12 protein-coding genes are annotated in these 14,838 nt (G+C 54.2%); 8 read left to right on the forward strand and 4 right to left on the reverse strand.

What is annotated here, in order from left to right; translation table 11 throughout:
• Positions 1–514 precede the first annotated feature (514 nt).
• Both RTM13_RS13025 and ypdK read left to right on the forward strand, forming a co-directional pair.
• Complete coding sequence (locus tag RTM13_RS13025; RefSeq protein ID WP_312212415.1) at positions 515–925, forward strand: hypothetical protein; 411 nt, start codon at positions 515–517, stop codon at positions 923–925.
• A gap of 412 nt (positions 926–1,337) precedes the next feature.
• Positions 1,338–1,409 (forward strand): membrane protein YpdK, encoded by a 72-nt coding sequence (ypdK, locus tag RTM13_RS13030; RefSeq protein WP_099458783.1) that lies wholly within the window; start codon positions 1,338–1,340, stop codon positions 1,407–1,409.
• Positions 1,410–1,478: 69 nt separating this feature from the next.
• On the opposite strand, the gene alaC is transcribed toward ypdK, so the two are convergent.
• The gene (gene alaC / locus RTM13_RS13035; protein WP_312212416.1) at positions 1,479–2,729 is read right to left on the reverse strand and encodes an alanine transaminase; all 1,251 of its coding nucleotides are present in this window, start codon (positions 2,727–2,729) and stop codon (positions 1,479–1,481) included.
• 391 nt (positions 2,730–3,120) lie between these two features.
• On the opposite strand from alaC, the gene RTM13_RS13040 reads away from it, so the two are divergent.
• Together RTM13_RS13040 and RTM13_RS13045 are read left to right on the forward strand one after the other, a co-directional pair.
• Positions 3,121–4,818 (forward strand): sensor histidine kinase, encoded by a 1,698-nt coding sequence (locus RTM13_RS13040; RefSeq protein ID WP_312212417.1) that lies wholly within the window; start codon positions 3,121–3,123, stop codon positions 4,816–4,818.
• Positions 4,819–4,832: 14 nt separating this feature from the next.
• On the forward strand, positions 4,833–5,564 hold the full coding sequence (locus tag RTM13_RS13045) for a LytTR family DNA-binding domain-containing protein (protein ID WP_312212418.1): 732 nt from the start codon (positions 4,833–4,835) through the stop codon (positions 5,562–5,564).
• Here RTM13_RS13045 and glk read toward each other — a convergent pair whose 3' ends face one another.
• Positions 5,565–6,530: a glucokinase gene (gene glk, locus RTM13_RS13050; RefSeq protein ID WP_312212419.1), complete on the reverse strand. Its 966-nt coding sequence runs from the start codon at positions 6,528–6,530 to the stop codon at positions 5,565–5,567.
• 204 nt (positions 6,531–6,734) lie between these two features.
• On the opposite strand from glk, the gene RTM13_RS13055 reads away from it, so the two are divergent.
• The 3 genes from RTM13_RS13055 (at position 6,735) to RTM13_RS13065 (ending at position 9,497) form a co-directional block, all read left to right on the forward strand.
• Positions 6,735–7,970, forward strand: coding sequence for an ion channel protein (locus RTM13_RS13055; RefSeq protein ID WP_312212420.1), 1,236 nt, complete (start codon positions 6,735–6,737; stop codon positions 7,968–7,970).
• Positions 7,971–8,041: 71 nt separating this feature from the next.
• Positions 8,042–9,040 carry an L-glyceraldehyde 3-phosphate reductase gene (mgrA, locus tag RTM13_RS13060; RefSeq protein ID WP_312212421.1) on the forward strand — a complete coding sequence of 333 codons (999 nt, stop codon included), beginning with the start codon at positions 8,042–8,044 and terminating at the stop codon, positions 9,038–9,040.
• Positions 9,041–9,161: 121 nt separating this feature from the next.
• A complete protein-coding gene (locus RTM13_RS13065; RefSeq protein ID WP_312212422.1) occupies positions 9,162–9,497 on the forward strand; it encodes a DUF2502 domain-containing protein in 336 nt (111 codons plus the stop codon).
• A gap of 63 nt (positions 9,498–9,560) precedes the next feature.
• Here RTM13_RS13065 and RTM13_RS13070 read toward each other — a convergent pair whose 3' ends face one another.
• The gene (locus RTM13_RS13070; protein WP_312212423.1) at positions 9,561–10,799 is read right to left on the reverse strand and encodes an Nramp family divalent metal transporter; all 1,239 of its coding nucleotides are present in this window, start codon (positions 10,797–10,799) and stop codon (positions 9,561–9,563) included.
• A 342-nt stretch (positions 10,800–11,141) separates the two neighbouring features.
• On the opposite strand from RTM13_RS13070, the gene RTM13_RS13075 reads away from it, so the two are divergent.
• On the forward strand, positions 11,142–12,329 hold the full coding sequence (locus RTM13_RS13075) for a NupC/NupG family nucleoside CNT transporter (protein WP_312212424.1): 1,188 nt from the start codon (positions 11,142–11,144) through the stop codon (positions 12,327–12,329).
• Positions 12,330–12,379: 50 nt separating this feature from the next.
• On the opposite strand, the gene RTM13_RS13080 is transcribed toward RTM13_RS13075, so the two are convergent.
• Entirely contained in the window at positions 12,380–14,563 is a 2,184-nt protein-coding gene (locus tag RTM13_RS13080; RefSeq protein WP_312212425.1) for an EAL domain-containing protein, read from the reverse strand.
• Between the last annotated feature and the right edge of the window lie 275 nt (positions 14,564–14,838).

Raw genomic sequence — 14,838 nt, forward strand, 5'->3', positions numbered from 1 at the left:
ACAGGCATGAAGCAAGATATTTGTAAATAAGAACGGTTGTTAATAAACTTCCAGCAAAAAAATGGCCTATGCGGAAATATTATTTCCGGAAACATTATGGTGCGTAAACGGCGTTATCGATCTAATTAAATGTAATAAACAGTAATCAATCCGCCGTGTTTTCGCTAGACTCGGCCAGTGCGCGCTTAATCGGCATTTAATAAGATGTTTTTATACGCCACCAAATCAATAAATTACGCGAAATACATTCAGCAAACTAATATTAAAGTATGATTTAGCGATAAATAGATAAAAGTAATTAAAAGACACAGAAAATCTTAGTTCCCACTGTTACTTTCAGTAGGTTACCTTTAGCAAAACAAATCTGCGTGGCGCTACGCTTTTAAGACCGTATCCTGTAAATGGCCCGTGCAGGAGGTATTAAAACGCGCCTGCCCGGCCCTCTATTATAGCAGCAGCGGCAATCGGATCTGCTCACCGCCCTGCTTTCAATTTTGCTTGTTGGACTAAAAATATGAACAAGATTTTGCGTTCCGCTTTACTGGTTTCCACGCTGGCACTCTCTTCAGGTGCGGCTTTCGCAGCAAATGTCTCTACGGCACCGGCACCGTCTCAGGATCCTATCGTGCAGCACCTTAAGCTGACTCAGGATCAGGTAACTAAAATTCAGCAGCTGCACCAGCAGCTCAAGACCGATATTGATCATATTCGCGTCTCTGGTGCGAAAGATGGGGCGATCATCGATATGATCCGTTCAGGTAAATGGAGTGATAGTACGGTGAAAACGCAGCTTTCTGCGTACAGTAACGCCGAGCAGCAGGCGCGTTACTACAAGGTGAAGTATTACTTCGATCTTAACCAGATTTTGACCCCAGCACAGCGCCAGCAGGTGCAGGACGACCTGACCAAAGCCGCTTTGGAATAATGCTTTCGCCCGCCTCTCCCTGGCGGGCTTTTATGCTGCTCATAGCGGCGTAAAAAAGCGATCTAACGCACACTTTTCCGCCAAATATCCCTTACGAATCAAACGCAAAAAAGCACTCTGTCGTAGCGTTAATCGCGTCGCTGAAAGACAAATGATTACGTGAAGAAATAAAAGTGTCGCCGTTCCACGACACAGCTAAGTTACTAAAAGTATTTGGAAAAAACCCACTTGCACCCTGTAAAAATTAAGCGTACATTAGCGCCGTCTGGCGTAAGGTACGCCCGTAATTCCGGGGTGATGCTGCTATCCTAAGCGAGAAAATTCTCAATTTGGCTTTGGTGCAGCTTCATCTCTCTATAATCAGTCCTGATGTTCATTTATGCGTACCCTGACGTATGCGGAGTGATGAAACGTGAAATATTTTTTTATGGGCATTTCAGTGATGGTCATCGTTTGGGCCGGCACATTCGCCCTGATGATCTGAGCAGCTATCACGCATAAAAAAACAGGAGCCATTTGGCTCCTGTTTCTATTGTGTTGGCTCTGTCGATCTCTATCGGCGCGCTTCTACTCTCTCTTCCACAGACGCTTTTGGCGTAACGGGAAGCAGACCATCGGCGCGGAACATGGCTTTAATTCCGCGTACCGCCTGACGAATACGGTCCCGGTTCTCAATCAGTGCAAAACGTACATGGGTATCGCCATATTCACCAAATCCAACCCCTGGCGACACGCAAACTTTAGCGTCGTTGAGCAGCTTCTTAGCGAACTCCAGCGAGCCCATTTCCGCGTAGGCATCCGGAATCTTTGCCCATACGTACATGGAGGCTTTCGGCATCTCTACCATCCAGCCCGCCTCGTGCAGGCCTTTAACCAGCACGTCGCGACGGCGCTTGTACTGGTCGGCAATATCGCGCACGCACTGCTGGTCGCCCTCAAGGGCAGCGATGGCCGCTACCTGTAGCGGCGTAAAGGTGCCGTAGTCGTGGTAGCTTTTGATCCGCGCCAGGGCGTTCACCAGCTCCGGGTTGCCTACCATAAAGCCAATGCGCCAGCCCGCCATGTTGTAGCTTTTTGACAGGGTGAAAAACTCTACCGCCACGTCACGTGCGCCGGGCACCTGCATGATCGACGGTGCTTTCCAGCCGTCGTAAACAATATCGGCATAGGCGAGGTCATGCACGACCAGCACGTCATAACGCTTCGCCAGCGCCACGACTTTTTCAAAGAAGTCCAGCTCTACGCACTGCGCCGTAGGGTTTGAAGGGAAGCCGAGGATCATCATTTTTGGCTTCGGATAGCTTTCGCGAATGGCCCGCTCCAGCTCGTTAAAGAAGTCAACGCCCTCGACCAGCGGCACGGAACGTACCTGCGCCCCGGCGATGACCGCGCCATAAATATGGATCGGATAGCTTGGATTGGGCACCAGCACGGTGTCGCCATGATCGAGAGTCGCCAGCATCAGGTGCGCCAACCCTTCTTTTGATCCAATGGTTACGATGGCTTCGCTTTCCGGATCGATCTCCACCTGGTAGCGCTCCTGGTACCAGCGGGAGATAGCCCTGCGCAGGCGTGGAATACCGCGTGACGTTGAGTAACCGTGGGTATCCGGGCGCTGCGCCACGGTACAGAGCTTTTCAACGATGTGCGGCGGGGTCGCACCATCGGGGTTGCCCATGCTGAAGTCAATAATGTCTTCGCCGCGCCGACGCGCAGCCATCTTCAGCTCAGCAGTAATGTTGAAAACGTAAGGGGGGAGACGATCGATACGCGAAAAGCGGCGTTCAGGACTGAATTCAGCCATAGATTCCTCGGATAACGTGAGCGCCCGGACCGTCCGAGCGACGTTGCCACCTGTCGTAGTGGCATAGCATTGAAAATAGCCTGAAAAATTTCCCGCTGTCGAGAGAAAAAGTAAAAATTGTTTAGCGACGAAAAAGCGGAACCCCTGGCTGGCTGATGATGAGTGCTGGCGTTAATTTATACATTAAACATAGAAATATTTAACATGATGATATCAATGAAATTACCCTAAGGTTACTCTACTTATCACGGTCTGTTGCCTGGACTGCGCCAGCCAGGCAATCCCCTTTTGTATGAAAGGTTTTTCCCCGTTTATCATCAGGGAAGTTAACTGGTCTTCTGTCGCTAATTTTTTTATCATCGCTTTTTCACGTCATTCACAAGAGTTACCCGTGCACGAAATTTTTACTATGCTGCTGGCGGTTTTCGATCGAGCGGCGTTAATGCTTATTTGCCTCTTCTTTCTTATCCGCATCCGCCTGTTCCGCGAGCTGCTGCATAAAACGGCCCACTCGCCAAAAGAGTTGCTGGGCGTTACCGCTATCTTCTCGCTGTTTGCCCTGTTTAGCACCTGGTCAGGCGTGCAGGTAGAAGGCTCACTGGTTAACGTACGTATTATTGCAGTTATGGCAGGGGGGATCCTGTTCGGCCCCTGGGTTGGTATTATCACCGGTGTGATTGCCGGTACCCACCGCTACCTGATCGATATCGGTGGGGTGACCGCTGTCCCCTGCTTTATTACCAGCATTGTGGCGGGCATTCTCTCCGGTTGGATCAACGTAAAAACACCGAAGGTGCAGCGCTGGCGCGTGGGTATTATCGCAGGCATGCTGTGCGAAACCCTGACGATGATCCTGGTCGTACTCTGGGCACCGACCACCGAGCTGGGGCTGGATATCGTCTCGAAGATCGGCGTGCCGATGATTTTAGGTACGGTGTGCATCGGCTTTATCGTGCTGCTGGTGCAGAGCGTGGAGGGTGAGAAGGAGGCCAGCGCGGCGCGTCAGGCGAAGCTGGCCCTCGATATCGCTAATAAAACGCTGCCCCTGTTTCGTCATGTGGACAGCGAGTCGCTGCGCCAGGTGTGCGATATTATCCGCCGCGATATTCACGCCGATGCAGTCGCCATTACCAATATCGATCACGTTCTTGCCTACGTCGGCGTTGGGGAAAAAAACTATCGCGATAGCGATGACATAATCAGCCCGACGACCCGCCAGGCGATCGATAACGGCCAAATCGTGATTAAAAACAATGATGAGGCGCACCGTACTCCGGAGATCCACTCCATGCTGGTGATCCCTCTCTGGGAGAAAGGGGTTGTCACCGGTACGCTCAAAATCTACTACTGTCACGCTCACCAGATCACTTCTTCACTGCAGGAGATGGCGGTTGGCCTGTCACAAATTATCTCTACCCAGCTGGAGGTCTCACGTGCCGAGCAGCTGCGGGAGATGGCCAATAAAGCAGAGCTGCGAGCGCTACAGAGCAAGATTAACCCCCACTTCCTGTTTAACGCCCTGAACGCCATCTCGTCGTCGATTCGTATGAATCCGGATACCGCCCGGCAGCTGATCATCAACCTGTCGCGTTATCTGCGCTATAACATCGAGCTTAATGACGATGAGCAGATCGACATTAAAAAAGAGCTGTACCAAATTAAAGATTACATCGCCATTGAGCAGGCGCGGTTCGGCGACAAGCTAACGGTGATTTATGATATTGATGAAGAGGTCACCTGCGTGATCCCCAGCCTCCTGATCCAGCCGCTGGTAGAAAACGCCATCGTTCACGGGATCCAATCCTGCAAAGGCAAAGGTGTAGTGACTATTAGCGTCGAGGAGTGCGGTAACCGGGTGCGTATTGCCGTGCGCGATACCGGTAACGGCATCGACCCAAAAGTGATTGAGCGCGTTGAAGCCAATGAGATGCCCGGGAATAAAATCGGCTTGCTCAACGTTCATCATCGCGTGAAGCTGCTCTACGGCGAGGGACTACACATTCGCCGCCTCGAGCCGGGTACGGAGATTGCCTTTTACGTACCGCATCAGCGCACGCCGGTTCCCGGACCGGTTACGCTACTGCGTTAAACAGGAGAGCCAGATTGAAAGTTATCATCGTTGAAGATGAGATCCTCGCCCAGCAGGAACTTAGCTGGCTTATCAAAGCGCACAGCCAGATGGAGATTGTTGCGACCTTTGATGACGGGCTGGACGTACTGAAGTATCTTCAGCATAACAAGGTGGATGCCCTGTTTCTCGATATCAATATTCCATCGCTGGACGGGGTCCTGCTGGCGCAGAACATCAGCCAGTTTGCGCATAAGCCCTTTATTGTGTTTATTACCGCGTGGAAAGAGCATGCGGTTGAGGCGTTTGAGCTGGAGGCGTTTGACTACATTCTGAAGCCCTACCAGGAGTCACGCATCATCACCATGCTGCAAAAGCTTGAGGCAGCCTGGCAGCAGCAGTCCGGCACCGGCGGCAGTACGGTAGCAACCCGCGAGAACGACACGATCAACCTCATTAAAGACGAGCGCATTATCGTGACCAGCATTCACGATATCTACTACGCCGAAGCCCATGAGAAGATGACCTTTGTCTACACCCGGCGCGAATCCTACGTGATGCCAATGAACATCACCGAGTTTTGCAGCAAGCTGCCGACGGCCCACTTTTTCCGCTGCCACCGCTCCTACTGCGTTAACCTGAACAAGATCCGTGAAATCGAACCCTGGTTTAACAACACCTATATTCTGCGGCTGCGGGATCTCGATTTTCAGGTTCCCGTCAGCCGCAGCAAGGTCAAAGAGTTCAGGCAGCTAATGCACCTGTGATCAGAGGACGTAGCCCAGGGTCTGGCGCATATGCGCGCCTGCGCCCAGCAGGCCTGGGTTGTCATGCACGATCAGGTAGACCGGAATGTCCTGCACGTAAGCCTTGAAGCGCCCTTTATCCTCAAAGCCGCCGCGGAAGCCGGAGGCCTTAAAGAAGTCGAGGAAGCGCGGCACGATCCCGCCCGCGATATAGACCCCGCCGAAGGTGCCCAGCGTCAGCGCCAGGTTACCGCCAAAGCGGCCCATCACTACGCAGAAGAGCGACAGCGCCCGGCGGCAGTCGGTGCAGCTGTCCGTCAGCGCACGCTCGGTCACGTCTTTCGGTTGGAGGTTCTCCGGCAGCCGGCCGTCAGATTTCACAATCGCCCGGTAGAGATTGACCAGCCCTGGGCCTGAGAGCACGCGCTCGGCAGAGACATGCCCAACTTCGGCACGCAGCTCCTCAAGAATGATGGCCTCCTCTTCGCTGTTTGGCGCGAAGTCAACATGGCCGCCCTCGCCCGGCAGGCTTACCCAGCGCTTATCAACATGCACCAGGTGCGCAACGCCAAGGCCGGTTCCCGCGCCGTAGACGGCAATCGGTTTACCTTCGACCGGCTCCCCGCCGCCAAACTGGGTCAGATGCTCTCTGTCCAGCATCGGGATCGCCATCGACACGGCGGTAAAGTCGTTAATGATCTCCAGATGAGCAAAGCCAAGGTTCTGCTTCATCTCGGCGATGGAAAAGGCCCAGGTGTGGTTAGTCATGGCGACCCAGTCGCCGGTAATCGGGCAGGCAATGGCAATGGAGCCATCTTCAACACTGACGTTGTGTTCAGCAAGATAGACGCGAACCACGGCTTCAAGACTGGGATAGTCCAGCCCGGAATAGGTCTTAGCCTGGGAAATTTCGCCGCTGGCGACATCACATAGCGCTAAACGCGCGTTAGTGCCGCCTACGTCTCCTACTAAAGCATACTTTGTCATTCTTTTACGGCTCCGCTAAAGTCAGAATAAATCTTTGGCACACTGTAAATTCAAGGCGCTGTAACAACAACGACCATAGCACGAGTGCTGAGGGATTATAGAGCTTCATCACAGAATAACTTTACTCTTTCCGCATCATTTGTGTCGACGACGCCAGGCGAGCCGTGCAATGGTGCATCTAAGTGAAAGCAGAAGGAAATCATCATGCTCCATCCGCGAGCCAGAACCATGCTGTTGCTGTCGCTTCCTGCGCTGATTATTGGCGTAGCGTCGAGTGTTGTATTGGTGGTGGTGATGAAAGTCGCCTCCGTGCTGCAGTCTATTCTCTGGTCCACTCTGCCAGCAAAGCTCGGCGTCACTCTGGGGTCGCCCTTCTGGACGCTGCTGATGTTGACCCTGACCGGCGTGGCCGTCGGACTGGTGCTGCGCTACAGTACCGGCCACGGCGGGCCGGACCCAGCGACCGAGCCGCTGATTGGTGCGCCGGTAGCCACCTCTACCCTACCCGGCCTGCTCTGCGCGCTGATTATTGGTCTGGCGGGCGGCGTAAGCCTCGGGCCTGAGCACCCGATTATGGTGGTTAATATTGCCCTGGCGGTTGCCGTAGGTACCCGCCTCTTTCCCCGGGTGACCGCTCTGGACTGGACGGTACTGGCCTCTGCCGGAACCATCGGCGCGCTCTTTGGTACCCCGGTTGCCGCAGCGCTGATCTTCTCCCAGACCCTGGGGGGTAATAGCGACGTTCCGCTGTGGGATCGCCTCTTTGCCCCGCTGATGTCCGCCGCCGCGGGCGCGCTGACCACCAGCCTCTTTTTCCACCCGCACTTCTCGCTGCCGATTGCCCACTACGGGCAGATGCAGCTGGTGGATATCTTCAGCGGCGCGGTAGTAGCCGCCATCGCCATTGCGCTGGGGATGATTGCGGTGTGGTGCCTGCCGCGCCTGCACCAGCTGATGCATCGGCTACGTCACCCCGTGCTGATCCTCGGCATCGGCGGCTTTCTCCTCGGCATTCTGGGCATTATCGGTGGCCATATCACCCTGTTTAAGGGACTCAGCGAGATGCAGCAGCTGGCGTTCAGCCAGACCTTTACCGTCAGCGACTACCTGCTGTTTGCGGTAGTGAAGCTTGCTGCGTTGGTTATTGCCGCCGCCTGCGGCTTTCGCGGCGGACGTATCTTCCCGGCGGTGTTTGTGGCCGTGGCCCTGGGGCTGATGCTGCATGAGCATGTCGAGGCCGTACCGGCCGCCATTACCGTGTCGTGTGCCATTCTCGGCCTGGTGCTGGTAGTGACTCGCGACGGCTGGCTGAGCCTGTTTATGGCGGCGGCGGTCGTGCCGGACACCACCCTGCTGCCGCTGCTATGCATCGTGATGCTACCCGCGTGGCTGTTGCTGGCGGGTAAACCGCTGATGATTGCGCCACGTCGCAAAGATTAACCCCCGTACGGGTTTTATTGGCCCGGCCGTTGTAATGTTGCTGTTTTTAACGAATGAGAGAGGATAAGGGCATGGTTTATCAGGCTAATCCTGAACGCTATCAGGGAATGGAGTATCGCCGCTGCGGCGAGAGCGGCATCAGGCTACCGGCAATATCGCTGGGGCTGTGGCACAACTTTGGCGACGCGACGCTGGTTGAGACCAGCCGCCAGTTGCTACGTCACGCCTTCGACCTGGGCATTACCCACTTTGATCTTGCCAATAACTACGGCCCGCCTCCTGGCTCTGCCGAAAGCAACTTTGGCCGTATCCTGCGGGAAGACTTTTTGCCCTACCGCGATGAGCTGATTATCTCCAGCAAGGCCGGGTATACCATGTGGGGCGGTCCCTACGGCGACTGGGGCTCCCGCAAGTATCTTATTGCCAGCCTCGATCAGAGCCTCCGCCGTATGGGCCTTGAGTATGTCGATATCTTCTATCACCACCGCCCCGATCCGCATACGCCGCTGAAAGAGACCATGCGCGCGCTGGATCATATCGTGCGCCAGGGGAAAGCGCTCTACGTTGGGCTGTCTAACTACCCGGCGGATCTGGCCCGCGAGGCTATCGCTATCCTTGACGATTTGGGCACGCCCTGCCTGATTCACCAGCCGAAATATTCGATGTTTGAGCGCTGGGTAGAGGATGGGCTGCTGGATCTGCTGGCAGAGACTGGTGTCGGCAGTATTGCTTTCTCGCCGCTGGCGGGTGGGCAGCTCACGGACCGCTACCTGAACGGCATTCCGGCCGATTCCCGGGCCGCCAGCGGCAGCCGCTTCCTCAATCCGGATCAGCTTACTGATGAGAAGCTAGAGAAGGTGCGCAAGCTTAATGCCCTGGCACAGGCGCGCGGGCAGAAGCTCTCCCAGATGGCGCTGGCGTGGGTGCTGCGTGGAGACAGAGTCACCTCGGTACTGATTGGCGCGAGTAAAATTGCCCAGCTGGATGATGCCGCTGGTATGCTGGCTAACCGCCACTTTACCGACAAAGAGTGTGCCGCCATCGATGCGATTCTGAACGACGCGGATTAACTGCTTTTTAACAAAAAGTGCTGCCCTTCGCGAATTAGGAGTTAAGCCAATGCTACGGGACTTTACGTCTCGTAATATTTGCTTACAGGCCCTTCTGGCCCGCTCGTGGAGGAAAATCAATATGTTCAGGTCACTTATTCTGGCAGCACTGTTAATGGCTACTACAGCCCCGTTGGTCGCCCACGCCGGTGAGATCACGCTGCTGCCGTCCATAAAATTACAGATTGGCGACCGGGACAATCGGGGCCACTACTGGGATGGCCGGGACTGGCGCGACCGGGACTACTGGCACCGTCACTATCAGTGGCGTGATAACCGCTGGCGTCCGCACGATCGCGGTCACCATCGCGGCTGGGATAATCGTAAGGCTTACGAGCGCGGCTACCGCGAAGGCTGGCACGATCGCAACGACCGTCGTGGTCCGGGGCGCGGTCATGGTCACGGTCATCACCATTAATTAGAGCATAAATAATTTTGTAGGCCGGGTCAGGCGCAGCCGCCACCCGGCGTTACCAGCAGATTACAACCCCAGCGCCGTACCAATCAGCAACCACAGGTTAAGTCCTACCACCAGCCCCACGATGACCCATCCGAGACGTTTTACCAGCCGGGTATTCACCAGCTCTCCCATCAGCTTGCCATTGCTGGTAAAGATCAGCAGCGGCACCAGCGCCAGCGCGATACCGAAGCTGAGCAGCACCTGGCTCATCACCAGAATACGGGTCGGATCCAGCCCCATCAGGATCACAATAAACGACGGCAGCATGGTGATAGACCGACGCAGCCACAGCGGGATGCTGAAGCGGACAAACCCCTGCATGACCACCTGCCCGGCCAGCGTGCCCACCACTGTAGAAGATAGCCCTGCCGCCACAAGGCTTAGGCCAAAGATGGTGGCTGCCGCATGGCTCAACAGCGGTTCAAGGGTAAGATAGGCCTGATCGAGGTCGGCAATCCCGGTATGACCGCTAAAGTGAAACGCGGCGGCGGCGGTGGCCATCATTGCCAGGTTAACGAAGCCGGCAATGGTCATCGCAATGGCCACGTCCCACTTGGTCGCCGAGTAGCGCTCCTTGCGCGATCCGTCGTGCAGGTTCTGGGTCAGAGAGGAGTGCAGATAGATGACGTGCGGCATAATGGTCGCACCCAGCACGCCCGCAGCGAGAAACACTGCTTCAGTGGTTGGCAGGCTCGGGATCAGCATCCCTTTACCCAGATCCGCCAGCTTAGGCTGGGAGAAGATCAGCTCAACAACGTAAGCCACTGCGACAAAGAGTAGCAGTCCGCCGATCACCTTCTCCAGCGGCTTGTCGCCGCGACGCTGAAGCATCAGGATCAGGAAGGTGGCGATACCGGTCAGCACCGCCCCCTGCAGCAGTGAAACGCCGAGAATGAGCTTAAAGCCAATCGCCGCTCCGATAAATTCCGCCAGGTCGGTGGCCATGGCGATGATCTCTGCCTGCACCCAGTAGAACCACACTACCGGACGCGGATAGCGATCGCGGATATGCTCGGCAAGGTTTTTGCCCGTGGCTATCCCGAGCTTGGCGGAGAGCACCTGGATTAGCATTGCCATCAGGTTTGCCCACACCACCACCCACAGCAGCTTATAGCCGAAGCTGGCCCCGGCCTGAATATTGGTAGCAAAGTTACCGGGATCGATATAGCCGATAGCCGCCACAAAAGCCGGCCCCATCAATGCGAACCGAAGCTTCCGCGCTGTACGCCCGCTACTACTCTCAACGCTGCTATCGTTCATTTTTGCCTCTAATATAGCCTTTGCTATGTTTCATGCTAGCAAAATGCGAATGATTATCAAGTTCGTTTAGGTGGATTTCTTTGATAGATAAAACCGATTACTGGAGTGAAGGTCGGAAAAAGAGCGGTAGTGCGTTGAGGAGTTAACCCATTCGTAACAGTCTAGCAGCGTAAATGGGTTTTACACTTCTTTTATTAACATAACAGAATTGTATCTTTGATCACTATTTTTGAGTCTCGTCACAGGACATTACGATAGTGTGTATTTGATCTCGTTTTATTTACTCTTGTTACATAGAATGTGCACGAAAACTAAATCTGCCTCATGTTTGGAGCAAAAAGTATGTCCCGCGTTCTTCACTTTGTTTTGGCGCTTGCCGTTGTGGCGCTGCTTGCCTTGCTGGTCAGCAGCGATCGCAAGAAAATTCGTCTTCGTTTCGTTGTTCAACTTTTGGTCATTGAAGTCCTGCTCGCCTGGTTCTTCCTGAACTCTGACGTTGGTCAAGGCTTCGTGCGTGGCTTCTCCGAGATGTTTGAAAAACTGCTCGGCTTTGCTAACGAAGGGACAAACTTCGTCTTTGGCAAAATGAACGATGAAGGTCTGGCATTCTTCTTCCTGAAGGTGCTGTGCCCTATCGTCTTTATCTCTGCGCTGATCGGTATCCTACAGCATATTCGTGTGCTGCCCATCGTCATTCGCGCTATCGGTACCGTACTGTCGAAGATTAACGGCATGGGCAAGCTGGAATCCTTTAACGCGGTAAGCTCGCTGATTCTGGGGCAGTCAGAAAACTTTATCGCCTATAAAGACATCCTCGGTAAGATGTCGCGCAACCGCATGTACACCATGGCGGCCACGGCGATGTCTACCGTCTCCATGTCAATCGTTGGCGCCTACATGACCATGCTGGATCCAAAGTATGTCGTTGCGGCGCTGGTTCTCAACATGTTCAGCACCTTTATCGTCCTGTCGCTGATCAACCCCTATCGCGTGGATGAGAGCGAAGAGAATCTGCAGATGGCCAACCTGCACGAAGGCCAGAGCTTCTTTGAGATGCTGGGTGAGTATATCCTGGCAGGCTTCAAAGTGGCGATTATCGTTGCCGCTATGCTGATCGGTTTTATCGCCCTCATCTCCGGCCTGAACGCCCTGTTCGCCGCCGTGCTGGGCATCTCCTTCCAGGGTATCCTGGGCTACATCTTCTATCCGGTTGCATGGGTAATGGGCGTGCCGGCTGGCGAAGCGTTACAGGTAGGCAGTATTATGGCGACCAAACTGGTCTCTAACGAATTCGTTGCCATGATGGACCTGCAGAAAATCGCCGGTACCCTCTCCCCGCGCGCGGAAGGGATCCTCTCCGTATTCCTCGTTTCATTTGCTAACTTCTCCTCTATCGGCATTATCGCAGGTGCCATCAAAGGTCTGAACGAAGAGCAAGGTAACGTGGTATCGCGCTTCGGTCTGAAGCTGGTCTACGGCTCTACGCTGGTGAGCGTGCTGTCAGCCTCTATCGCTGCGCTCGTGCTGTAACCAGACACCGCACGCAAACAAAACCGGGGCCTGCCCCGGTTTTTTTATCCCTAATCCGCCAGCTTCTCGGGCTTACCCAACAGATATCCCTGCAGATAGTCAACCCCCAGCGACAGCAGCAGATCGCGCTGCTCCTCGGTTTCCACATACTCTGCCACCACCGTCAGGGATTTGGCTTTTGCCATAAAGCAGATTGATTTGACGATCATCGCGTCCAGCGAGTCGGTGAGAATGTCCTTCACGAAGCAGCCATCAATCTTCACGATGTCAGCATGCAGGCGCTTCAGGCGCTCGAAGTTAGCGTAGCCGGTGCCAAAATCATCAATCGCAATTTTGAAACCGTAGTTTTGCAGGCGCTGAATGTTATGCATGCTGGTTTCCGAATTGGAAAAGGCCTGCTCTTCGGTTATCTCAATGATCACGCACTGAGGCGCAACGCCATAGCTTTTAAACAGCGCCATAATCTGCGTCGCCGACTCCTTCTGCATCAGGGTCAGCGGCATCAGGTTGACGGAGAAACGCGCCTGGGTACCGGGGACCGGATGCGCACGCAGCCAGCGCAGCAGCGTCTCCAACACCTGCATATCGAAGCGAATGCTCAGGTTAAACTGGGCGATCACCGGCAGGAAACGATCGGGCGTCAAAATTTCACCCTCAACGGAGAGACGGGTCAGCACCTCATGGTACCCCACCCCATCCGCGTTCTGGATCGGCTGGGCATAGAGCAACAGTCCATTTTCCTCCAGCGCACGCTTTACGCGGTTAAGCAGCAGCACGCGATCGGTGGTATGGCCGCACACGGTCTCGAGACTCTGGGTCAGGGCCAGCACGTGCGAGGTTGAACAGGCCTGCTCGGAGAGCCAGCTCAACTGGCCCAGCGTCTGGTGAAATACCTCCCCGCCGCCTTCAATAATCCCCCATGATGCACCGAATTCGATATCCATGGCGGTGTGGTGCCAGAAGATTTTTCGTCCGCTAAGGTAGTCCACCATATGCTGCAGCCGTGCCGTTGGATCCGCGCCGTTGAGCAGCAGCAAGAGCTCGCTTCCTGGCAGCTGGTACACCTTCTCATTTCTCATCAGCAATGGCTGTAGCTCGCGGGTGATGCTGCGCTTGCACTCCACGCGCATCATCATGCCGTAGTGGCGGCTGAGAAACTCCAGGTTGCTGATATGCAGGCAGCAGACCACCCGGTGCGTACACTTCTCTAGCTGCTGTTCAAGGGCGCGTAAGTTCGGCAGGCCGGTCAGCGGATCGGTTAACGCCTGTGCCTTCCATGCTCGCTTAAGCCACTCGCTGCGTCGGTAGATGGCGGCCATATAGAGAATACAGATGGTAAAGGAGATCAGCACCGACAGCACAAAGGCCATCGAGTATTCTGTGTAAACGCCCTGCAAGAAATTTTGATTATTGGCGAGCAGCATCAGAGTAGTCACTGCCCAGCTCAGACCAATTAACGGCGGGCTTAGCTTACCGATCCCTAAGGTAAATAGAATAAAGATGACCGGTACCAGGTAGCCAGCTATATAGTCGGATTGATACGGTGAGCAGACGACCATAAGAAAGAGAGTTAATGTCAGCAGCCAGCCTAAAGTGAAATTTCTCTTTCGCCGCGACAAAAAAGGCTTGATGCTTTTTCGCCATAGCGTCCGGCCATAATGGGGATTAATCACCATGCGCAGCGGATAATAAAACATCATTGTAAAAATCAGCGCGGCACAAATCAGGCTCTGTATATCAATGATGCTGTAAATAACCGAGGTCGTATCAAAAAACTTTGCTACCGTGGCAGGAAACGGCACTTCACTTCCTGCCATATACATCGTCGCTTTAATCCCGGCCGGCGCCACAAACGCTAGCCAGACGGTTCGCACCCCCATGTCCCGGTTGGGCAAGCCGTGTCGCCAGCGCTTTCCCAACTGCCAGCGTACAATGGTGCACGACAGCAGGAGAGGGAAGAAAAAGCAAAAAAGAAAAACACCCGTTTGCAGCAGAGTTAAATCCAGAAGCCACTCATAAACCAGGGCAAAACCGATCAGTAGAGGAACAACCGCCCGCCGACCAAATAGCAGAATCATTGCCAGAGATACGCTGAGCGGTAGCCACGCCAGAAAGATTTCACTCGCATCTACCTGAGCACGAGGAGAAATAAAACGGGAAACAGGGACAACGGCTATGCACATTATTAACGCAAGTAAAAACGCTTTTATATGATTGTATATTTTGATTTTCATTTGAGTTAATAAAATGTGCTCGTAAGGCGCGACTTTGCTGGGCAGAAATAATAGGTTTATTCACGAGGTGAATCAAGTTGGCGAGCTGATAGTGAACTGGCGCTTAACTTTGGTTAAGCAATTCCGGAATTATCCTGGATCGCCCTAAGATTTTACCAAACGTTCATGAAATGAAAATGACAGGCATAAAAAAACCCTCGCTAAAAGCGAGGGTCTAAATTTTGGTGGAGCTAAGCGGGATCGAACCGCTGACCTCTTGCATGCCATGCAAGCGC

The sequence above is a fragment of the Pseudescherichia sp. genome (assembly GCF_031979925.1).
In the GTDB taxonomy this organism is placed as follows: Bacteria; Pseudomonadota; Gammaproteobacteria; order Enterobacterales; family Enterobacteriaceae; genus Pseudescherichia.